The 22,510-nt window shown below is 75.7% G+C and carries 13 protein-coding genes; 9 read left to right on the top strand and 4 right to left on the bottom strand.

The genetic code is table 11. The features are described from left to right. Nucleotides 1-16 precede the first annotated feature (16 nt). Genes ACFXDE_RS13545 through ACFXDE_RS13515 form a run of 7 tightly spaced genes read left to right on the top strand, consistent with a single transcriptional unit; the run spans nt 17 to nt 13,926 of the window. Nucleotides 17-493, top strand: coding sequence for a (2Fe-2S)-binding protein (locus ACFXDE_RS13545; RefSeq protein ID WP_380441153.1), 477 nt, complete (start codon nt 17-19; stop codon nt 491-493). Beyond that, a complete protein-coding gene (locus tag ACFXDE_RS13540; protein ID WP_380493852.1) occupies nt 490-2,874 on the top strand; it encodes a xanthine dehydrogenase family protein molybdopterin-binding subunit in 2,385 nt (794 codons plus the stop codon). Before ACFXDE_RS13545 ends, ACFXDE_RS13540 begins: the two co-directional genes overlap by 4 nt. Before the next feature lie 50 nt (nt 2,875-2,924). Further along, the gene (gene mdlC, locus ACFXDE_RS13535) at nt 2,925-4,520 is read left to right on the top strand and encodes a benzoylformate decarboxylase (RefSeq protein WP_380493850.1); all 1,596 of its coding nucleotides are present in this window, start codon (nt 2,925-2,927) and stop codon (nt 4,518-4,520) included. A gap of 34 nt (nt 4,521-4,554) precedes the next feature. Further along, nucleotides 4,555-4,836 (top strand): hypothetical protein, encoded by a 282-nt coding sequence (locus ACFXDE_RS13530; protein WP_380493848.1) that lies wholly within the window; start codon nt 4,555-4,557, stop codon nt 4,834-4,836. Beyond that, entirely contained in the window at nt 4,833-11,300 is a 6,468-nt protein-coding gene (locus ACFXDE_RS13525; RefSeq protein ID WP_380493846.1) for a condensation domain-containing protein, read from the top strand. Before ACFXDE_RS13530 ends, ACFXDE_RS13525 begins: the two co-directional genes overlap by 4 nt. Continuing rightward, nucleotides 11,300-11,590: an acyl carrier protein gene (locus tag ACFXDE_RS13520; RefSeq protein WP_380449105.1), complete on the top strand. Its 291-nt coding sequence runs from the start codon at nt 11,300-11,302 to the stop codon at nt 11,588-11,590. Before ACFXDE_RS13525 ends, ACFXDE_RS13520 begins: the two co-directional genes overlap by 1 nt. After that, the gene (locus ACFXDE_RS13515) at nt 11,587-13,926 is read left to right on the top strand and encodes an amino acid adenylation domain-containing protein (protein ID WP_380493843.1); all 2,340 of its coding nucleotides are present in this window, start codon (nt 11,587-11,589) and stop codon (nt 13,924-13,926) included. Before ACFXDE_RS13520 ends, ACFXDE_RS13515 begins: the two co-directional genes overlap by 4 nt. 75 nt (nt 13,927-14,001) lie before the next feature. Here the strand turns inward: ACFXDE_RS13515 and ACFXDE_RS13510 are convergent, their stop codons facing one another. Continuing rightward, nucleotides 14,002-15,879 (bottom strand): KedN5 family methylcobalamin-dependent radical SAM C-methyltransferase, encoded by a 1,878-nt coding sequence (locus ACFXDE_RS13510; RefSeq protein ID WP_380493841.1) that lies wholly within the window; start codon nt 15,877-15,879, stop codon nt 14,002-14,004. 145 nt (nt 15,880-16,024) lie between these two features. On the opposite strand from ACFXDE_RS13510, the gene ACFXDE_RS13505 reads away from it, so the two are divergent. Beyond that, nucleotides 16,025-16,750 carry a thioesterase II family protein gene (locus ACFXDE_RS13505; protein WP_380448769.1) on the top strand — a complete coding sequence of 242 codons (726 nt, stop codon included), beginning with the start codon at nt 16,025-16,027 and terminating at the stop codon, nt 16,748-16,750. Nucleotides 16,751-16,771: 21 nt separating this feature from the next. Here ACFXDE_RS13505 and ACFXDE_RS13500 read toward each other — a convergent pair whose 3' ends face one another. From ACFXDE_RS13500 to ACFXDE_RS13490, 3 genes are read right to left on the bottom strand one after another with little or no spacing between them, the layout of a single operon-like run. After that, entirely contained in the window at nt 16,772-18,427 is a 1,656-nt protein-coding gene (locus ACFXDE_RS13500) for an AMP-binding protein (RefSeq protein ID WP_380493839.1), read from the bottom strand. Continuing rightward, entirely contained in the window at nt 18,424-19,662 is a 1,239-nt protein-coding gene (locus ACFXDE_RS13495) for an NAD(P)/FAD-dependent oxidoreductase (RefSeq protein WP_380493837.1), read from the bottom strand. The genes ACFXDE_RS13500 and ACFXDE_RS13495 overlap by 4 nt, the downstream gene beginning before the upstream one ends. Next, the gene (locus ACFXDE_RS13490; protein WP_380493835.1) at nt 19,659-20,714 is read right to left on the bottom strand and encodes a ParB N-terminal domain-containing protein; all 1,056 of its coding nucleotides are present in this window, start codon (nt 20,712-20,714) and stop codon (nt 19,659-19,661) included. Before ACFXDE_RS13490 ends, ACFXDE_RS13495 begins: the two co-directional genes overlap by 4 nt. An 836-nt stretch (nt 20,715-21,550) precedes the next feature. Here ACFXDE_RS13490 and ACFXDE_RS13485 point away from each other — a divergent pair. Next, entirely contained in the window at nt 21,551-22,465 is a 915-nt protein-coding gene (locus tag ACFXDE_RS13485; RefSeq protein ID WP_380493833.1) for a VOC family protein, read from the top strand. Nucleotides 22,466-22,510 lie beyond the last annotated feature (45 nt).

Below are 22,510 nucleotides of genomic sequence, written 5' to 3'. Positions count from 1 at the left end.
CGTGCCCACGTCACCGATGAGCGGCACATCGATCAGCCTGAGCGTCAACGGCACCGCACACACCGCCGAGGCCGAGGACCGCACCCTGCTCAGCGACTTCCTGCGCCACGGCCTCGGCCTCACCGGCACCCACGTGGCCTGCGAGCAGGGCGTGTGCGGCGCCTGCACCGTGCTGGTGGACGGCGAACCGGTGCGCTCCTGCCTGATGCTCGCCCGCCAGGCCGACGGCTGCCGGGTGGAAACGGTCGAGGGCCTCGCCGAGGACGGCCGGCCCGCGCCGCTGCAGCAGGCCATGACCGACGAGCACGGCCTGCAGTGCGGCTTCTGCACGCCCGGCGTGCTGATGGGCCTCACCTACGCCGACCGGGCCGGCCTGAGCGCCGACCAGGCGGTGACCGAGGTGCTGCGCGGGCACCTGTGCCGCTGCACCGGCTACGCGGGCATCCGCGCCGCCATCGAGCGGCACTGGCAGGGCGAGGGGGCGACGGCATGACCGCGTCCGACGCCGGCCGTGGGCCCGGTCCCGACGCCGGCCGCATGATCGGGCGCGCCGTCCCGCGCGTGCACGCGCCCCGGCTGGTGCGCGGCCAGGGCCGCTTCGTCGACGACATCGACGACGCCGGGGCCCTGCACGCCGTCGTGCTGCGCAGCCGGGTGGCGCACGGCCGGATCACCCGGTTCGACCCGGCGGCGGCGCTGGCCGGCGGCGAGGCGCTGCTGGTGCTCGGCCCGGACGAGATCGAGCGGTTCACCGACCCGATCCCCACCGCCTGGCGGATCCCCGGCCAGCTCACCGGCACCGTGGCCCTCGGCGACCGCACCGTCCGCTACGTCGGCCAGCCGATCGGCCTGGTGGTGGCGCGCGGCCGGGCGCTCGCCGAGGACGTCGCGGAGCTGGTCGCCGTCGACATCGACCCGCTGCCCGCCGCGATCGGCCTGGCCGCCGCGCTCGCGCCGGACGCCCCGCGGCTCTACCCGGAGGCCCCCGACAACATCGGCGGGCGGATCCACTTCGGCGACGACCCGGCCGCGCTCGACGCCGTCCTCGCCGCCGCCCCGCACGTGGTGGAGCGGGAGTTCGCGGTGCAGCGGATCAACCACAGCCCGATGGAGCCGCGCGGCCTGCTCGCCGAGTGGATCCCCGCCACCGGGCGCCTGACGGTCCACAGCAGCACCCAGTCCCCGCACGCCGTCCGCCAGGAGCTCGCCACCGCGCTGCGCCTGCGGGTCGACCAGGTGCGGGTGGTGACGCCGGACGTCGGCGGGTCGTTCGGCGGCAAGGTCACCCTGTACGTCGACGAGGCGCTGGTCTGCCTGGCCGCCGTGCGGCTCGGCCGCCGGGTCAAGTGGATCGAGGACCGCACCGAGAACCTGAGCTCCTCCTACCAGGGACGCGGCCAGCGGGCCCGCGCCCGCCTCGCCCTCGACGCGGACGGGCGCTTCCTCGCGCTCGCCGCCGAGATCACCGGGGACCTCGGCGCGTTCGCGATCCAGGCCGGCAGCGGCCCGTTCCAGGTCGCCGGGCTCGCCCTGGAGGGCCCGTACCGGTTCCCGCGGGCCGGGGCCACCATCACCACCGTCCACACCAACACCGTGCCGACCGGCGCCTACCGCGGCTACGGCATGCAGGAGGCGGCCTGGATCCGCGAACGGCTGATCGACGAGGCCGCCCGCGAACTCGGCCACGACCCCGTCCGGCTGCGGCTGCACAACCTGCTCGGGCCGGACGAACTCCCGTACACCACGCGGACCGGGCTCACCTACGACAACGGCGACTACCCCGCCGCGCTGCGCCGCGCCGCCGAACTGGCCCGGGAGCGCACCCGGGAGTCCACCGGGACGGTGCGCCGAGGAGTCGCGGTGACGGCCAGCGTGGAGATCACCGGCTTCGCCCCCTCCGCGCTGCTGGAACTGTTCCGGATCGACTGGGCCGGCTGGGAGAGCGCCCGGGTGCGGGTCAACCAGGACGGCACCGTCACCGTGTTCGCCGGGGTGATCCCGGTGGGCCAGGGCATCGAGACCACCCTCGCCCAGATCGTCGCGGACCGGCTCGGCGTGCCCCTGGACTGGATCGCGGTGGAGCTCGGCGACACCGCCACCGCGCCCTACTCGGACCTCACCTCGCAGGCCAGCCGCTCGGTCACGCTGGCCGGCGGGGCCCTCGTGCGGGCCGCCGGGCGGATGCGCGAGCGGATGCACGCCCTCGCCGCCGCCCACCTCGGCGCCCCGCCGGACGAAGTGGTGCTGGACGGCGCCCAGTTCCGCTGGCCGGCCGGGAACGCCACGACCGCGTGGTCCGAGGTCGCCGCCCGCGGCTGGCGGGGCTGGGGCCGGCCCGACCCGGACCGGATCCGGCTGGAGGAGAGCGTCGACTTCGACCCGCCCGCCATCACCTACTCCTACAGCGCGCACGGCGCCGCCGTCGCGGTCGACCTGGAGACCGCCGAGGTCACCGTCGAGGACTACTGGACCGTCAACGACAGCGGCGTCCTGGTGAACCCGGCCATCGCCGACGGGCAGATCGTCGGCGGCGTCGTCCAGGGCCTGGGCATCGCCCTGGTCGAGGAGGCCGTGCACGACCCGGCCACCGGACGGCCGCTCGCCACCGGCTTCACCGACTACGTGCTCCCGGTCTGCGCCGACGTCCCGCCGGTCACGGTGGAGCACCGGTGCACGCCGAGCACGGTCATCCCCGGCGGCTTCAAGGGCCTCGGGGAGGGCGGGGTCATCCCCGCCCCGGCCACCGTGGCCGGGGCCGTCGCCGCCGCCGTCCCGCACATCGCCCACCGGCTGACGGCCACACCGCTCAAGCCGGAACGGATCTGGGCGGCGCTGTCGGAGGCCAAGGAGCTCTCGGAGGCCGACCGGGACTGACCCGCACGGACCGTACCGCCGCAACCCCCGACCCCGAAGGGACCACCAGCGTGCCAGCCCGTCAGGACGAGCCGACCGGCCGCCCGCCCACCGTCCGCGAGGCCACCTTCGCGCTGCTGCGGAGCCTCGGCATGACCACGGTCTTCGGCAACCCCGGCTCCACCGAGCTGCCGATGTTCCGCGACTTCCCCGCCGACTTCCGCTACGTCCTCGGGCTCCAGGAGTCCGTGGTGCTGGCCATGGCCGACGGCTTCGCCCAGGCCGGCCACCGCCCCGCCGTGGTCAACCTGCACTCCGCCGCCGGCGTCGGCCACGCGATGGGCAGCCTGTTCACCGCCTGGCGCAACCGCACCCCGCTCGTGATCGTCGCCGGCCAGCAGGCCCGCTCGCTGCTCGGCGGGGAACCGTACCTGCTCAACGACCAGGCGGCCGAACTGCCCAAACCGTACGTCAAGTGGAGCCGCGAGCCGGCCCGTGCCGAGGACGTCCCGGCCGCCATCGCCCGCGCCTGCTACCTGGCCATGTCACCGCCCTACGGCCCGACCCTGGTCTCGGTGCCCGCCGACGACTGGGACCGGCCCTGCGAACCCGTCGAACCCCGGACGGTCTCCACCACGCTGCGCGCCGACCCCGAGGCGCTGGAACGCGTCGGCCGCGCCCTGGCCGGCGCCGCCCGCCCCGCCTTCGTGGTGGGCGCCGCGGTCGACCAGGACCGGGCGGTTCCCGACGTGGTGGAGCTGGCCGAGCGCCACCGCGCCGCCGTCTGGGCCGCGCCGATGTCCTCGCGCTGCGCCTTCCCCGAGACCCACCCGCTCTTCGCGGGCTTCCTGCCCCCGGTGCGCGAGGAGATCGTGGCCCGGCTCACCGGCCACGACCTCGTGCTGTCGCTGGGCGCACCGGTCTTCACCTACCACGTCGCGGGCACCGGTCCGGTGCTGCCGCCCGGTACCGCGCTCCACCAGCTCACCGACGACCCGGCCACCGCCGCCTGGACCCCGGTCGGCGACGCGCTGCTCACCGGCATCCGCCTCGGCGTGTGCGACCTGCTCGCCTTCGACCCGGCCGTCCCCCGCGAACTCCCGCCCCCGCGGCCCGCACCGGCCCCCGTCCCGGACAGCGACGTCATCACCCAGCCGCTGCTGATGCGCACCCTCGCCGACCTGCGCCCGGCCCGCAGCGTCATCGTCGAGGAAGCCCCGAGCAGCCGCCCGGTGATGTGCGAGTACCTGCCCAACGAGCGGCCCGAGAGCTTCTACACGTGCGCCAGCGGCTCGCTCGGCCACTCGCTGCCGGCCGCCGTCGGCATGGCCCTCGGCCGGCCCGACGAGCGGGTGATCGCGGTGGTCGGCGACGGCTCCGCGATGTACTCGATCCAGGCCCTGTGGTCCGCCGCCGAACTCGGCCTGCCGCTGACCGTCCTGGTCGTCAACAACGGCCGCTACGCCACGGTGGACCGCTTCGCCGACCGCTTCGGGCTCGGCAAGGCCGTCGGGACGCGGATCGGCGGCCTCGACTTCGCCGCCCTCGCCCGCGCCCAGGGCTGCGCGGCCGGCCGGGTCGAGCACCCGGCCCGCCTGGCGAGGGCCCTGCGCACCGCCCTGGCCTCGCCCCGGCCGTACCTGCTCGACGTCCGCGTCGGCGACTGAATCCCGTTTCCTTCGAGAGGGAGAGACAACCTCCATGACCCAGCGCACCGCGGAAGAGATCCGGCGGGACATCCGCGACATCGTGATCGGCATGGCGCCCGATCAGGGCCTCGCCGACCGGCCCGACCCGGAGCTGGTCGAGGAACTCGGTTACCACTCCCTCGCGTTGCTCGAACTGGCCTTCGCGCTGGAGGACGAGTACGGCCTGCCGGCGATCGACCGCGAGCGGGCCCGGCTCATCCGCCGGCTCAGCGACGTCCAGGAGTACGTGGTCGCCGAACTGGCCCGGGCCGAGGCGAGCGGGGGCGCGGCGTGATCGACGGACGGCTGCGCGCCGTGGCGGACCGCGGGCCCGGACGGGCGGCGCTGGTCTGCGGCGAGCGCCGGATCTCCCACGGCGAACTCGCCGACCGGATCGCCCGGGCGCGCGGCGGACTGCACGCGCTCGGCCTCGGACCGGACGGCCTGCTGCTGCTCGCGCTGCCCAACTGCCCCGAGTTCGTGGTCGGCTACTTCGCCACGGCGGGCATCGGCGCCCGCGTGCTCGCGCTGGACCCGGGGCTGACGGAGGCGGAGTACCGCCGGGTGCTGGCCGAGGGCCGGCCCGACGTCGTGGTCACCACGGCGGCGCTCGCCCCCCGCTGGGCCGAACTCGCCCCGGGCGCCGCCCTGGTGGTCGTCGGCGGCCCGGTGGCGGCCGGGCACCCCTTCGACTTCGACGAGCTGATGCGCGCCGACGCGCTGCCCGCCCGCCCGGCCGACCCCGACCGGGCGTGGGTGCTCACCTACTCCTCCGGCTCCACCGGCGAGCCCAAGCGGATCTGCCGAAGCCAGGACAACCAGCTGGCCGAGGCCGACCACATCATCGCCAGCGCCGCCGTCACCCCCGACGACGTCCTGCTCTGCCCCGTGCCGCTGTACCACGCGCTCGGCCAGTTCTGCTGCATGATCGTCGCCGTGCTGGCGGGCGCCACCCTCGTCCTGCCCGAGCCCTCCGGTGCGGCGGGAGCGGGCGGGCCCGACCCCGCCGACCTGCTGGCGCTCGTCGCCCGCCACCGCGTCACCGTCCTCCCGTCCGTGCCCTACCTGCTCGGCGCCCTCGCCGACTGGCCCGAGGACCGCCCCGCCGACCTCTCCTCCGTCCGGCTCTGCCTCTCCGGCAGCAACTTCCTGCCGCCCGCCGTCCGGGAGCGCTTCCTCGCCCGGTTCGGCGTCCCCGTCCGCCAGACCTACGGCAGCTCCGAGGCCGGCAGCGTCAGCTGGGACTGCGACCCCGACGGCTTCGTCCCCGAGTCCGTCGGCCGCCCCCTGCACGGGGTGCGGGTCGAGGTCCTGGACGAGCACGGACGCGCCCTGCCGACCGGCAGCACCGGCGAGATCGCCGTCACCAGCCGCTCCGTCATGCTCGGCGAACTCGCCCCCGGCGGCACCCTGCTGCGCCCCGGCTGCGAGCGCTACCTCACCGGCGACCTGGGCCGGCTCGACGAGGACGGCCGCCTCCACCTCACCGGCCGCAAGCGGATCCTGGTCGACACGGGCGGGCACAAGGTCAACCCCGTCGAGGTCGAGGAGGTCCTGGAGGCGCACCCGGCGGTCCGCGCGGCGGCCGTGGTGGGCGTCCCCCTGGCCGGCGGCGGCGACCTGCTCGTCGCCGCCGTCGTACCGGGCGACGACGGCCCCGTCCCCGCCGAGGAGTTGCGCGCGCACTGCCGCGCCCGCCTCGCCGGGCACAAGGTCCCGGCGCGCTTCGAGACCGTCGACGGCCTGCCGCGCACCGAACTCGGCAAGCTCCGCCGGGGCCGCCTGGCCGCCGAACTCGCCGCCCTCGTGGACGCCGACGCGGACCGCCCGGCCGCCGGGATCCGGCACGAACCCGACCCGCGCCGGCGCGCCCGCCTCCTCACCGAACACCTCCGCCGACGCGCCGCCGAGCTGCTGGCCGTCCCGCCCGAGCGGCTCGACCCGGCCGCGCCGCTGCACGCCCAGGGCCTCGACTCGCTGGCCGCGCTGCGCCTCAAGATGGCCGTCCAGGACGACCTGCGCCGCACCGTCGGCCTGCCCGAACTCCTCGGCGGCGCCAGCCTCGACACCCTCGCCCGCCGCCTCGCCGAGGACACCGCCGGGCCCACCGAGGCGCTCGTCGTCCGCGGGCCCGTCGTCGGCGAGTTCCCGCTCTCCCACAACCAGTCCGCGATCTGGCACGCCGACCAGCTCGTCCCGGAGGCCGCCGCCTACAACCAGAGCTTCGCGGCCCGGATCACCTCGCACTGCGACCCCGCGGCCCTGCACCGCGCCTTCCAGGCCCTCGTCGACCGCCACCCCGCCCTGCGCACCACCTTCGCGCTGCGCGACGGCCGCCCGGTCCAGCGCGTCGCCGAGCACGCGGACGTCGACTTCGCGGTGCTCACCGTCCCCGCCGACTGGCCCGACCGGACGGAGCAGCTGAGCGCGACGGCGTTCCGCCCCTTCGAGCTCGACCGCGAGACTCCGCTGCGCGTCCGGCTGCACCTCGGCGCCGCCGACGGCCCGGTCCTGCTCGTGACGGTGCACCACATCGCCACCGACTTCTGGTCCACCGTCGCCCTCCTGCGCGACCTCGCCGCCGCCCACGCCGCCGACGGCGAGCTGTACCGGCCCGCGCCCCGGCACGGCTACACCGACTACGTCCGCTGGCAGGCCGAGACCCTCGCCGGCCCGGCGGCCGAACGCGACCGGGCGTACTGGCGCGACCTCCTCGCCGACCCGCCGCCCGCCCTCGAACTCCCCGCCGACCGGCCCCGCCCGGTGGTCCAGAGCCAGCGCGGCGCCCTCCACGTCCACGAGTTCGACCAGCCGCGGGTCAAGGCCCTGCAGGACTTCGCCCGCCGCCACGGCAGCACCGTCTACACCGTCCTCCTCGCCGCCTTCCAGGGCTACCTCCACGCCTGGACCGGCGAGCGCGACATCGCCGTCGCGACCATCACCACCAACCGGCAGCGCTCCGAATTCGCCGACGTGCTCGGCTACTTCGTCAACCCGGTGGTGTGCCGCACGCAGGTGGACCCGCAGCTCCCGTTCACCGACCTGCTCGCCTCTACGGGCCGCGGGCTGCTGGCGGGTCTTGAGCACCAGCAACTGCCCTTCGCGACGGTCGTGGAGCAGTTGGCCGCCGAACACCCCGGCCGCCGGCGCGACCGCAGCCGGACGCCGCTGGTGGAGATCGGCTTCGGCCAGAACAAGGCCCAGGACGGCGGGATGCTCGCGGTGAGCCGCTTCCTGTCCGGGGCCGGCCAGGAACTGCGGCTGGGCTCGCTCGCGCTGGAGTCGCTCCCGCTGCGGCGGCGCGGTGTGGTCTACGACTTCTCCGGCGCGGTCCACGAGTCCGCGGACTCGGTGGCGATCGCCTGGGAGTACAACACCGACCTCTACGAGGCGGCCACGGTCGAGCGGTTCGCCGCCCGGTTCGAGGAGTGGGTGGGGCGGCTCCTGGAGCGGCCGGAGCTGCCGCTGGCGGAGCTGGACGCGGGTGGCGGGGCGGTGGCGCCGTTCGCCGGCCCGGCCACGGGTGGCCCGGCGGTGCGGCCGGAGCGGCCGGAGCGGCCGTCGGCGGGGGACGCGCCGGAGGGAGGGCCGGTCGACGATCCGGTCGCGCCCGCCGCCAGGCAGGTCGCCGGTCGCGGCCCTCGGCCCGATCGCACCGCTCCGGCCGGCCCGCCGCCCGCGCTGCCGCAGGCGATCGGCGACCTGGCGCGCGCCCACCCCGGGCGGACCGCTCTGGTGGCGGGCGCCGACACGCTGACGTACGGGCAGGTGTCCGACCGGGCCGCGGAGCTGGCCGCCCGGATCGCCGCGCTGGGCCTGGCTCCGGGCGCCCGCGTCCTGCTCCGGCTTCCCGGGCGGCCCGCGGATTTGCTGGCCGCCGGGCTGGCCGTGCTGTGGTGCGGCGCGGTCGCCGAGCCGCTCGACACGGCCGCCGAGGTCCGTGCGGCGTGCGCGGACGCGGCCCTGCTGATCACCACGGCGGAGGGCCGTGCCGAACTCGGCGCGCTGCCTGTGCCGGTGCTCTGCCCGGAGGCGCCGGGCGAAGCCGGCCGGGTCGAGCCGGTCCCCGTCGGGCCGGGCGATCCCGCGTTGGTGCTCAACACGTCCGGCGTGACCGGCGAGCCCAGGGTCGTGGTGCAGCCGCACGGCGCGCTGGCCGCCTGGGCCCACTGGCTCGCCGGACAGTGCGGGCCCGGCGGTCGCGTCCTCGTCCACGGAGGGCCGGGCGCCGACCAGGTGCTGGCCAGGTCGCTCGCGGCGCTCGCCGCGGGCGGCACCGTGGTGGTCGCCACCTCCGGCGAGCTGTCCCCGCTCCTCTGCGGCACCGATTCCTTCGACCTCGTCACCGTCACCCCGTCCGAGCTCTCCGCGCTCCTCCCCGGCCTCGCCGCGTCCGGCCGCGAGCCGGCCGTGCGCACGCTCCTCGTCACCGGGGAGCCGCTCACCCCCGCGGTGGCCGCGCGGTGGCGGGCGGTGAGCCCCGGCTCCCGGCTGCTGCACGGCTACGGCGGTGCGGAGACCGCGCCCGTCGTCTGCGCCCGCGAGGTCGTCGCCGACGACCTGCCCGCGACCGACCCCTTCCGGCCGCTGCCGGTCGGGCGGGCCCTGGACGGGATGACCGCCCGGGTGCTCGACGACGTCGGCCGTCCGACCCCGCCCGGGGTGTCCGGCGAGTTGTGGGTGACGCGCTTCGCGGGCGACGAGCCCGTCCGCACCGGCGACCTCGCCTGCCGGCTGCCCGACGGCGGGATCGTCGTGCTGGGCCGCGCCGGCGATCTCACCCGGCGCAACGGCTACCTGGTTCCGCCCGGCCGGGTGGAGGCCGCCTTGCTGGGGCTGCCCGGGGTGCTGGGCGCCGTCGCCGTGACGGAGGACACCGACCTCGTCGCCCGCGTGGCCGTCGGGCGGTCGACGCCCCGCCTGCGGGAGGCGCTGCGCGAGCTCCTGCCCGAGTACCTGCTGCCCGCCGAGGTGCTGCTGACCGACCGCCTGCCCGCCGCCCGGAACGGCAAGACCGCCCGCACCGGCCCGGCGCCGGCCGCGCAGCCCCGGACCGAGGAGCCCCGGACCGAGGAGCCGGACCGCCCGGCCGGCCCGACGGACCCGGTGGAGGCCGTCCTCGCCGCGATCTGGGCCGAGGTGCTGGGCGTCGCCGAAGTCGGCCCCGAGGACGACTACTTCGATCTCGACGGCGACTCGATCACCAGCATGAGCATCGTCTCCCGGGCCGCCGAGGCCGGTCTGCGGCTCACGCCCCGGCAGATCTTCACCCACCCCACCGTGCGCGAACTCGCCGCCGTCGCCGAACGGACGGCAGCACCCGGGCCCGCCGCCCCGGTGTCGCCGGACGGCCCTGTGGAGGTCCCGCTCGCGCCCGTCCAGCAGTGGTTCCTCGACCTGCCGCTCGTCCGGCCGCAGCACTGGAACCAGACACTGCTGCTGCGCGCCGCCCCAGGCCTGGACGCGGACCTGCTGCGCCGCGCCCTGCTCGCCGTCGCCGCGCACCACCCGGCGCTGCGCTTCCGCTACCACCGCGACGAGGACGGCTGGCACCAGACCGCCCGGCCCGACGCCGAGCCGGTCCGCGTCATCGACGCCACCGGCACGGGCATCGATCCGGAGAGCGCCGCCGTCCGCGCGCAGGCCGAACTGGACCTGGCCGACGGACCGTTGTTCGCCGCCGTGCTCCTCCCCGGGAGCGAGGAGCCCGGCCTGCGCCTGCTCCTCACCGCGCACCACCTCGTCGTCGACTTCGTCTCCTGGCAGATCCTGCTGGACGACCTCGGCCGCGCCTGCGAGCAACTGCTCGCGGGCGAGGAGGTGCACCTGCCCCCGCTCACCACCCCCTTCGCCGAGTGGACGACCCGGCTGCACGCCCACGCCGACTCGCCCGCCGTCCGGGCCGAACTGGAGCGCTGGAGCGGCCCGGCCGCCCGGCCGGTCGCCCGCCCCGACGCGGGCACGGAGGGCCAGGCCGCCCTGGCCGAGGCCGCGTTGCCCGCGGAGGCGACGGCCGCGCTGCTGGTCGCGACCGGCGGCCGCGGGCGCGACCGCCCGCAGGACGTGCTGCTCGCCGCCGTCGCCCAGGCGGTCGCCGAGTGGACGGGGGAGCGCGAGGTGGTGCTGGACGTCGAGACGCACGGCCGGGCCGACCTGTTCCCGGACGTCGACCTCAGCCGCACCGTCGGCTGGTTCACCGCCGTCCACCCGGTGACGGTCGCACCGGACCGGTCGCCCGGGGAGGCCGGCGAGGTCGGGGAGGCCAGGGAGACTGGGGAGGCCAGGGAGACCGGGGAGGCCGGCCCCGCCGCCACCTACCGCACCGTCCGCGCGCTGCTGGCCGGGCTGCCCGCCGAGGGCCTCGGCCACGGCCTGCTCCGCCACGCCGCGAGCGATCCCGCGGTGCGCGCCCGGCTGGTCGCGCGCCCGCCCGCCACCGTCAACGTCAACTACCTGGGCCGCGCGGGCCGTCTGGTCGGCGGCGGCACGCCCGCCGAGGGCCGGGCGCTGACCCCGCTGCCGCTCGCCGGCACCGGCGACCGCGGCCCCGACAACCCGCGCCCCTACCCGCTGGAGGTCAGCGCCCTGCTGATCGACGACCGGCTGCTGGTGCGGGTGCGCCACAACGCCGTCGCTCACCCGCAGACCGACGTCCAGCGGCTGCTCGACCGCGTCCTGACCGGCCTGACGGCCATCGTGTCCACGCTCGCGACGGTCCCCGCCGCGGACCGCGCGCACCCACTCGCAGGAGGCCAGTAGTGTCAACAGCCCACCCTCTTCTCCCCTCCGCCACCGCCCTGGTCCGGGCCGGCTGGGCGGCCGCGCTGGGGCGCGACGACTTCGGTGACGAGGACGACTTCTTCGCGGTCGGCGGCCACTCGCTGCTGGTCGCCCGGATCATGGCCGGCATCGGCAGGCGGGTCGGCACCCGCCTGCCGCTGCGGATGTTCTTCGACCACCCGACCGTCTCCGACCTCGCCGGAGCGCTCACGGCCCGGGGGCTCGTCCCCGGCGAGGACCGCGAGGAGAAGGGGGCCGGCGCGTCATGACCGGACCGGACCGCCTCCTGCCCCCGCCGCAGTGGTTCGCCACCGGCCGCCCTTTCCCCGACACCGCGACCGTCCCCGACCTGCTGCGGGCCGCCGCCCGGGCCCACCCCGACCGGCCCGCCCTGGTGGCGAGCGACGGCACAGCCCTGACCCACGGCGAACTCGACGCCTGGACGGACCGGCTGGCCCGACTGCTGGCCGAGCGCGGCATCGGCCGCGGCTCGTACGTGGCGCTGTACGCCGACCGCACCCCGTCGGCCGCCGCCTCCCTGGTGGCGGTGCTCAAAGCCGGTGCCGCGTACGTGCCGATCGACCCGGCCTGGCCCCGGGCCCGCGCCCTCGAACTCCTCACCGACCTCGGCGTGAGCTGCGTCGTCGCCGGCCGCGCCCGCCTCAAGGCCGTCCAGGAACTGCGCTGGGACGCGCCCTCGGTGCGCGAGGTGATCTGCCCCGAGATCACCGCGAAGGACACCTGGGCCGAGGTGCTGGACCGCGAGATGGTCGAGGAGTTCTTCGACTTCCTCTCCGGCGAGCCCGACCCGCTGGAGGCGGCCGGCTTCAACCTCCGCCGCTCCGAACGCCCCTACCGGCCGGGCGACGTGACCGGCTACCGCGACCACGTCGGGCGGCTGGGCCGCGAGGCGGCCGGCGAGGGCGCCCGGATCCTGGAGGTCGGCTGCGGGTCCGGCCTGATCACGGAGGCGCTGGCGCCCACCGCCGCCCGCTACGTGGCGGTCGACCCGTCCTCGGTGGCCGTCGACCGCAACCTGGCCGCGGCGGCCGCGGGCGGCTACGCGGCGGAAGGCGCGGTCTGCTACGCCCACGAGGTGCCGCAGGCCGTGTCCGGAACCTTCGACCTGGCGATCATGGCGAGCACCGTCCAGTTCCTCCCGGACCTGGACTACTTCCTGGAGACCCTCCGGGGCCTGCTGCCGATGCTCCGCCCCGGCGGCACCCTGCTGCTGGCCGACCTCATCGACCCCGGCCTGGAGGCCCACGCGGGCCTGCGGATCCCGCCCGCCCTGCTGGAGCGGCTCCCGCAGCTGCTGCCGCCGGTCGCCGGGGTCGAGGTGCGCCGCCGCCGCGCGGAGGACTTCGCCGGCGAACTCTCCCACCGCTACGACGCGTTCATCACCGTGGGGGAGGGCACGGCACCCGCCGTGCGGCCCGGCCGGGTGTGGACCGGCGCCGACATCGAGGCCAGGCCCGCCGGAGCGCTGCCGCCCGGCACCGTCACCGCGGACGACCTCGGGTACGCCGTGTTCACGTCCGGCTCCACCGGCAAGCCCAAGGGCGTCATGGTCCAGCACCGCCCGGTCGTCAACCTGATCGACTGGCTGAACCGGACCTGGGCGGTCGGGCCGGGGGACCGCATCCTCGCGGTCGCCTCCTTCTGCTTCGACCTGTCCGTCTACGACCTCTTCGGGGTGCTCGCGGCGGGCGGCTCGGTGCACCTGGCGACCCAGCCCGAGATCGCCGAACCCGAGGTCCTGATCGACCTCCTGGAGGCCGAGCCGATCACCCTGTGGGACTCGGCACCGGCCGCGCTCGCGATGCTCACCCCCTTCCTCGACGGACGGCCCGCCGACGGCCTCCCCGCCGAGGCGCGCGGCTCGCTGCGCCTGGTGCTGCTGAGCGGCGACTGGGTGCCGCTCACGCTCCCCGACGAGATCCGCACGGCCTTCCCCCGCGCCGAGGTCGTGGCCCTCGGCGGTGCCACCGAGTGCACGGTCTGGTCCAACGCCTTCCCGGTGGGCGAGGTGGACCCGGCCTGGCCGAGCATCCCGTACGGCCGTCCGATGGCCAACGCCCGCTACCACGTCCTGGACGCCGCCCTGCGGCCCCTGCCCGTGGGGGAGCCGGGCGACCTCTACATCGCCGGGGCCTGCGTCGCGGCGGGCTACGCGGGCCGGGCCGCGCTGACCGCCGCGTCCTTCCGTCCCGAACCCGGCTCGCCGGAGCCCGGCGGGCGGATGTACCGCACCGGCGACCGCGCCCGCTGGCTGGCCGACGGCAACCTGGAGTTCCTCGGCCGGCTGGACGAGCAGGTGAAGGTGCGCGGCCACCGGATCGAACTCGGCGAGGTCCAGCACGCCCTGCACCAGTGCCCGGGGGTGCGCGCGGCGCTCGTCACCACGGTGGACCAGCCCGGCGGCCGGGACCTGGTCGCCTTCTACGTGCCGGCGGCCGACGGGCCGGCTCCCGAGGAGGCCAGGGCGCACCTCCTCGCCCGGCTGCCCGCGCACCTGGTGCCCGCGCGGGTGCTGGCGGTGGACGCGTTCCCGGTGCGCGACACCGGCAAGGTGGACCGGGCGGCGCTGCTGCGGCTGCTCTGACGCCTTGAGCGGGAACGCCGGAACGGGCGGTGGCGGGAGATCCCCCACCCCGCCCGTTCCGTCGTGCGGGGCCCGTCAGAACGCCGCCCCGGCCGGCCGGGGCTCGCCCATGAAGTGGACGATCTCCTCGTGGTTCGTGGAGCGCACCGCGTTCAGCGCGCCGCTGCGGTAGTAGAGGTCCAGGCAGGTCGGGTCCGGGCCGAGGTCCGGCTCCTGCCCGGCCCGCATCAGGGCCAGTGCCGCCGGGACGTTGTGGCTGAACGTCACCCCGGCCCGCCGGAAGTAGCCGCGGCCCGCCACCTCCTCGACCAGCGCCTCCTGGTCCGCCACGACCGGCTGGGTCAGCAGGTCGTAGCGGAACACCTCGTCCAGGAACGCCCGGTGCTCCGCGCCGAGCCGGGGGCTCACCGCCTCGTCCCACCAGCGTTCGAGCGCCGTGCGGCCCGCCTGCTCGGTGAACAGGTAGCCGATCGCCGCCGCGTAGGCGGGGGCGCCGCCGCCGTGCGCCCGCGCGGCCGCCTCGCGCAGCGGCGCGGCCTCGGGGGCCGGGGTGGTGTCGATCCAGTCGGCCAGGCTGTCGAGGACCTCGGACTGGGTCCACCCGGCCAGCCGCCGCAGCGGCAGCCAGCAGTGCCGCAGCACGGCGTTCTCGGCCACCACCCGCGCCCAGAACAGGAACCGCTGCATCCGGGCGTTGTCCTCGAAGGTCATGGTGCGGTGCGCCAGCACGTACTCGAAGTCGTCGTGGTCGCCGCGCAGCGCGACGATCCCGTGGACCTCCTTCTGCTCGGAGTACTCCGTGTTGGGCAGCAGCATGATCGGATAGACGGCGATCCGCGAGACGTGCTCGGCGAGTTCGTCGTAGCCGCGCAGGAATGACTCGACGGTCTCGCCCGGTGCGCCCCAGATCAGCTCGGCGTAGCAGTCCAGGCCCTCGCGCCCGAGCCACTCGACGAGCTCCCGCCAGTCGTTGACCTTCATGTTGCGCCGGCGCATCGAGTCCAGGGCGTCCGGGCTGAGCGACTGCAGGGCGAGGGTGAACGAACTGCGCAGGCCGGCCTCCTTCATCCGCCGCACGATCTCGTAGAACACCTTCGACTTGTTCTTCGCCCAGGAGGTCTCGAAGGCCCGGGGAAATCCCAGCCGGCGATTGATGGAAATGAGGTCCTCGACCAGTTCGAGGTCGATCGGCAGCATCCCGAAGTTCGCGTCGCAGGCCACCACGGTGTGCACGCCGAGTTTGCCGAAGAGTTCGAGTTCGGCGCGCAGCCGCTCGCGCGAGAAGGCCCGCACGCGCTGGCCGACGGCGCCGCCCCAGTAGCAGAAGGCGCATTTGTACGGGCAGCCCCGGTTGGTCTCGATCAGGGCGACGTCGTAACGGAAGTTCCCGGCCTCGTCGAGCAGGTCGATCGCGCCGGTCAGGAAGGGCGAGGGAATGATGTCGAGGTTCTCGATCCGGGGCCGGTCCGGCGTGGTCACGACGGTGCCGTCGGGGCGCCGGAAGGATATTCCGGCGATGTCGTCGAGCTCGTGCCGGGAGCGGCCGTCGCGGCGGGCCCTGACCAGCTCGGGGAAGGTCAGCTCGCCCTCGCCGTTGACGATCACGTCGACCTCCGGGTGGAGCCGGAACACCCGCTCCGCCTGGCCGCTGACGTGCGTGCCGCCGAACACCGTCCAGCCGTCGGGCTGCAGTTGGCGGTAGGTCGCGGCGAGCGCCCCGAAGGCCCGCACGTTCCAGCCCAGGACGGAGAAGCCGACGAGGTCGGGGAGCTCCTCGCGGAACAGCCGGTGGGCCATCTCCCCGTGCGTCACGCGGCCCCGGAAGTTGCAGATCTCGACCGCCGTCCCGGACCGGAGTCCGGGGTCCTCCAGAATCATCGCCTTCAGGTATCCGGAGGCCAGCGGCATGGATTCCAGCGGCATGTCCCAGACGCCCTGCTGAACGAGTGCCACCCTGAGCTGAGGACCATGCATTCAGCGCTCCAATTCTCCACGTCGAATGGTTCGGGAGAAAGTCTGACGGTCCACGGAGGAAGGGTAAAGCGGCGTTTGACCGGAACGCGGACAGCGGGCGCCGGAAATGCCTATCATGCCGTCCATGGCAAAATATCGATGGCTGGTGGAGATATCCGGGCAGGACTCCGCCGCGACGGTGCTGTACGCGTTCCCGCACGCCGGTGCGGGCGCCGCCGCGGTCAAGCCGCTGTGCCGGGGACTGGGCGACGCCTGCCGGGCGGTGGCGGTGCGGCTGCCCGGGCGCGAGTCGCGGATGGACGAGGAGCCGTACACCGAGCTCGGCCCCCTGTGCGACGGCCTCGCCGAGCAGGTCGCCGCGCACGCCGACGGGCGCCGGGTGGTGTTCTACGGCCACTGCGGCGGCGCGGTGTTCGCCTACGAGACGGCCCGCCGGCTGCCCCCGGGGCTGCTGTCGGGGCTGGTCCTCTCGGCCCAGCAGGCGCCGGACCGGATCCCCCCGGTGCACACCTGGCGGCTGCCCGACGACGAGTTCCTGGCCCAGGTGGCGCGGGACGGCTACCTGCCCGAGGCGGTCCTCGGCCAGCCCGAGCTGCGGGAGCTGGTCCTGCCCGCGCTGCGGGCCGACTACGAGGCCATCGAGCGGCACGAGTTCGCGGTCGACCCGATCGGGGCGCCGGTGCTCGCGCTGCTCGGCGAGGCGGACCACTCGGTGGCGGAGGAGGACGTGGCGGCCTGGTCGCGCTTCACCACCGGCGGGTTCCGGCTCGGCCTGCTGCCCGGCGGGCACAACCTGCTGCTGGAGGACCCGGGCGCGGTGGCGGCCGTGCTGCGGGCCGAACTCGGCTGAGGAGCGCAGGTGGTGGGCCGGTCACGCGCGTCGGGTGCCCGCGGTGCCGCCCACCACCCGCCCGCCCAGCGTGCCCGCCGCGAAGGCCTCCCACATCGGCCGTCGCCGGGGCTTGCCGCTGGACGTGCGGCGGATCAGCCCGGACGGACCGGCCACCACCACGACCGCGGCGCCGTCGAGCCCGCGCCGCAGCCGCTCGACGGCCGTCGCCACCCAGGCCCCCTCCCGGCCCTCGACCACCGCCACGGCGGTGTCGACGCCGTCGAGGGCGCCCAGCAGCACGGCCGGCCGGCGGTGCCGCAGTTCCGCGACGCCCGCCAGCACCGCCTCCAGGTCCTCGGCGAAGACGGTGCGGGCCCGCTGCTTCAGGCTGTCCCCGAGGCGGCCGAGGACGTAGAGCCGGCCCTCGTGCAGGAAGCCGCTGTCCCCGGTGCGGAGCCCGGTGGGGTCGAAGGAGGCGGCTCCGAGGTAGCCGTCGGCGATCGAGGACCCGGCACAGACGATCTCGCCGACCCGGCCCGGCGGCAGCTCCTCGCCCCGGTGGTCGACGATGCGGATCCGGCCGTCCGGCAGCAGCGGGCTTCCGCAGCCGACGAGTTCGAGGCGTCGGTCCGGCGGGGTGCCGGGAGCGGCCGGCCGGACCGGCTCGCCCGTCCGCAGCGCGCTCCGGTCCACTCGCAGGGTGGTCGGCTCCTCGGCCAGCGGCACGCCGGTGACGGCCAGGGTGGCCTCGGCGAGTCCGTAGGCCGGCAGCATCGACGCGGCGCGGAACCCGTGCGGCGCCAGCAGCTCCACGAAGCCGGACAGGATGGCCGGATCGATCCGCTCGGCACCGGTGATGACCGCCCGCCACCGCCCGAAGTCCAGCCCCGCCAGCGCCTCCGGCCGGACCCTGCGCAGCACGTGGGCCAGCCCGAACGCGGGCGCCGCCGTGAGTCGCGCGCCGTGCTCGCCGAAGCAGCGCAGCCAGGCGAGCGGTGAGCGGACGAAGTCCTCCGGGCGCAGTACCCACAGGTCGGCGCCGGTGGTGACCGGGGTGAGCAGGCAGCCGACGAGCCCCATGTCGTGGTGGAACGGCAGCCAGGTGGCGGTGGGGTCGTCCGGCCCCATGCGCAGCCACTGCCGGACGGCGGCCAGGTTCGCCTCCAGGGCCCGCGCGGAGACCACGACCGCGCGGGCCGGCCCGCTGGAGCCGGAGGTGAACTGGACGAGCGCGGTCGCGGGCGTCCCCACGGGAGCAGCGCCGGCGGCGCACCCGTCGGGCCACGCGGCGGCCAGGTCGAGCACGGGGGCGGCGGTGGTGGGCGGACCGAGGCCCGCCGTTTCGGCGCCGGTCAGGATCACCGCCGGTCGTAGGACGGCGAGTCGGGCCGCCAGCCCGTCGCGGTAGGCGTCTTCGTCCTGGTAGGTCGCCGGCGGCGCCAGCGGCGCGGGTACCGCTCCGCACAGCAGCGCGCCGAAGAAGGCCGCGATGAACTCCGGCCCGGAGCCGAGCACCAGGGCCACCGCCCGGCCGGGCCGCACGCCGGCCGCCCGCAGCCGCCGGGCCACCGCGTGAGCGGCGCCCGCCAGTTCGGGGTACGGGTGCCGCGTCCAGGTGCCGTCCGGCCGGAGGAAGCGGATGCCGCGGTCCGGGTCCGGTGCGTCCAGCCAGTCGAGCAGCCCGCGCGCCGTCACCGGGTGCCCGGGGCGGTGCGGGGGAGGAGCTCGTCCAGGCGGCGGGCCCCGGCGAAGACGCCGAGCAGCCGGCCGGCCGCGACCGGGTCCTCCCTCGCCTGCCGCACGGCCGAGGTCAGGTGCTCGTCCGCCCCGGTCAGCGCGGCCTGGCGGCACGCGAACTCGAACATCGCGGCGGTGCCCGCGTCCCGCCGGGCCTGGTAGCGGGCGAGGGCGCGGTCCGGCGGCAGCTTTCCGGTGAGGGCGTCGTGCAGGGCGGCGGCGAGGTTCTCGGCGTCGGTGAAGGCGTCGGAGATGCCGCGGGCGGCGATCGGGTCCTTGTGGTGGCCGGCGTCGCCGGCCAGGGCCCAGCCGGGGCCGTGCGACTGGCGGTAGTAGTTGCGCAGGCCGGCGGCGCCGCGCACCGGGCCGGCGAGGCGGGCCGCGGCGATCCGTCCGGCGGCGCCGGGGAAGCCCGCGAGCGCGTCGAGGTAGCCGCGCCGCCGGTCGCGCCCCCAGGCGCGGAACGCCTCGCGGCGCAGGCTGAGCGCGACGACGGTGCGGCCCTCGTGGGTGGGCCACATGGACAGGCCGCTGCCCGACCGGAAGTGCGCCTCGACGCCGTCCACCGCAAGCCCGGTCCAGTAGGCGTAGGCGGTCGCGGCGAGCGGGCCGCGGTCGACGAGCACGGGGGCGTCGACGGCGCGGGCGACGGTCGAGTTGCGGCCGTCGGCCCCGACCACGACCCTCGCCCGGACGGTGAACCGGCCGCCGTCCGCGGTCCCGGCGAGCACGCCGGTGACGGGACCGCCGTCCGCCTCGCGCAGCACGTCCAGCACGGTGACGCCCTCGCGCAGTTCGGCCCCGGCGGCCCGGGCCGCGTCGGCGAGCAGCCGGTCCAGGACGGTGCGGCGCGGCGCGTAGGTGACGGCCGGGCCGGTGGCCGCGTCGTCGGAGGTCGGCGCGCCGCTCAGGGCGAGACCGCCGAAGTCCAGGCTGATCCGCTCCAGGGGCGGGCAGCCGGTGCCGGCGAGGGCGTCCAACAGGCCCCAGCGGGCGAGCCGTTCGATCCCGGGCCGCTGCACCCAGTGGGTGGACATGGTGTCGCTGGGGAAGCGGTCGCGCTCCAGCACCAGGACCCGGTGGCCCTGCCGGGCGAGCAGCATGGCCAGCGGGGAGCCCGTGCAGCGGGCGCCGACCACGACCACGTCGACCTCGGTTCCGGGGGACGGCGGCTGCGCCGCGGCGGTGTTCAACTGACGCTCGTCCGCGCTTGAACCGGCCCGGCGGCCCGCGGTGCGTCGCCCCGCTGGAGGCTGTCGGCCAGCGACTGGAGGATCCCGGCGCAGCCGTGGCTCAGCTCGACCACCGACACCAGGCAGTGCGCGGGCAGGCGTTGGGCGATCTCCTGCTGCTCGCGGACCACCGCGTGGCAGGCGTCGAACATCCGCAGCAGCGTGCGGCCCGTCTCGTTGAAGCGCAGGGACGGGTCCTTGCGCAGCCGGTCGAACAGCCCGGCCAACTCGGCCGGGGACTTGGGCTCCTGGCGCTGCGCCGCGGGCTCGCGCGGCGGTGCGTTCCGCTCGGCGCCGCCGCCGCGGCGCCGGGCCGGCACCGGGTCCTCGCCGCGGCGCAGCCGGTCGCGGACGTCGGCCGCGGTGGCCGGGGAGATGCCGGCCTCCCTGGCTATCTGGCGCAGCGAGGCCTGGGGGTTGCTGGCGATCAGTTCGACGGCGCGTTCCCGCCCCTGGGAGCAGTCCAGCGGCCGGGAGCGGCCGTCGCGGCCGATCCGGCTGGTGAGCTTGGGCAGGTGGGAGACCTGCTCCTGGCGCAGCTCGGCGACCTTCTTGGCGGACAGCCCGGCGACGGAGGCGACCATCCGGTCCGACCAGGCGGGGTGGGTGGCGAAGATCCGCCGGGCCGCCGAGCTGCGGTCGGCCAGCGAGAGCGGCAGCCCGTGCTTGATGTTGGCGGCCACCGAGAGCAGGAAGACGTCGGCCTCGCTGCCCTGGAAGAAGCGGACCTCGATCTCCTGCTGGCCGCGCAGCTCCGCGGCCCGCAGCCGGTGCATGCCGTCGACCACCCGCATCGACGGCTGGTGCACCAGGATCGGCGGGTGGGTGGCGTCGGAGGCGGCGAGCAGCCGCACGTGCTCGCCGTCCTCGCCCTCCAGTCTGGGCGAGTCGGCGTCGAGGAGCACCCGGATCGGCACGACGGTGACGGCGGACCGCTGCAGCTTGTCGTGCCGGAGCGACAACAGCAGTGAGGTGGGATCGCCGACGTGACAGAAAGGCTGAGTCGTGCTCATCTCGACGCTACTCCCCGTGTGTGACGGAACCGTTGTCCGGGAACGCGCGCCTGGGTCGGCTCAGGCGGTAACGTTCCCGAAGTCGTTGAGGTTCAGCGGATTTTCCAATTTCTGGGGCGACCCGTGGATCGGCGCCCGCCGAGCGTCCGCATCCCGTTGTCGCCCCCCGTCAATGTTCCTGACAATGCGTGATTTAGCTGCGAACAGTCAAGGGCTCCGACGGCCCCGGGACAATTCCCGGCCCCGGGTGTGAGGCGGGCCGCGGCCGGGTAGGCAATCCTGTTCCCGGGCGCCGGGGGCGCCGGCGGCGGACGAATCAACGGAAAGCTTCGGTCAATTCCAAAGCGACGTCGGCGTGGTTCGCGCCGATCGGGTGCGCGGTGTGCTCGCGGCCGTGGGGCGCCGCCGGGGCGGCGGGCGCGCGGCCCGGTCCGTCGCGCCCGGAGTGGGCCTCAAGCGCCCTGCGGGACGTCAGGATGCCCGTGTGACAGGGCTGGTGGCGGAATCCCGCCACTGGCGTCGATCCGCCGCCGAAGCGTCGGGATCCGGCCGGGGCGGCCCGGCGCCCGTACATGGCCGGCTGCGAATGTGCGTGCGAATCCTCATGAGAATGCGCGCACGGCGGAGGGTGGCGGTGTGCAGGCCGCGCGCATCCGCGGCCGGGTGTACGTGCGGATGCGTGTGCGAATAGCGGGTGCTCGGCCACCGTCGACTTCCCCGGGAAATCCGCCTAGGGTGCGAAGCGGGTCGAACTCCGGCCGTTCCGTTCGAGTTCATCCATTGATTTCCCGCGCTATTCCACGGCGTGAATCCTCGAAATGTCCTCAGGGAGCAGCATGGTCCTGCACGTGCGGCATGTCGGTCTGGGCGTACCGGATCTCCGGAGCGCCGCGGAATTCTACGAGAATCGCTGGCAACTGGAGGTCGTCGAACGCGACGGCGACCGGATCTATTTCGGTGCGGGCTGCCCCGAGAGCCACGTGCTCCGGCTGCGCGCCACCGACGAGCCGAGGGTCGACCTGATCGCGCTCGCGGCCGAGTCGGCGGCCGAGGTGGACCGCGTCGCCGCGCGGGTGGCCGCCCACCCGCGCGGCCGGCTGCTCGGCGAGCCCGGCCCGCGCCAGGACCTCGGCGGGGGCCACGCGGTGCGGTTCCTGGACTGCGACGGCCGGACGGTCGAGGTCTCCGCCGACGTGGCGGGGCGGGTGTTCACACCCGTGACCGCGAGCGAGACCCGCCCGAAGGGGATTGGCCACGTCGTGCTCAACACGCCCGATATCCAGGTGGCGCGCGAGTTCTACGAGACGGTCATGGGATTCCGGGTGACCGACTGGGTCGAGGACGTGATGTGCTTTCTGCGCACCGGCCCGGTGCACCACACCATCGCCTTCACCCGCGCCCCGCACACCTCGCTCAACCACGTGGCTTTCGAGGTCCGCGGACTCGACGAGTTCATGCGGGCCACCGGCGCGCTGATGCGCTCGGGCATTGCCCCGGTCTGGGGGCCGGGACGGCACGGCGTCGGGCAGAACACCTTCTCCTATTTCCAGGAGCCGTCCTCCGGTTTCGTACTGGAGTACACCACCGCCGCCCAGGTGATCGACGAGGAGCACGGCTGGACCCCGAAGGTCTATCCGGCCAACGCCCAGACCACCGACGTCTGGGGCACCGCCAACGCGCGCGACGAACTCGTCTCCGCGACCCTGATCGGCCGCCCCGACCCCGGCACCTGGACGCCCCCACCGGTGTGACGGCACGCCCGCGGGGCCGGGCGCTCCTGCGGCGCCCGGCCCCAC

The organism is Kitasatospora sp. NPDC059408 (assembly GCF_042751525.1).
GTDB lineage: Bacteria > Actinomycetota > Actinomycetes > Streptomycetales > Streptomycetaceae > Kitasatospora.
Note: the sequence above shows the minus strand (reverse complement) of the source record. Positions and strands in the feature narration are given on the sequence as shown.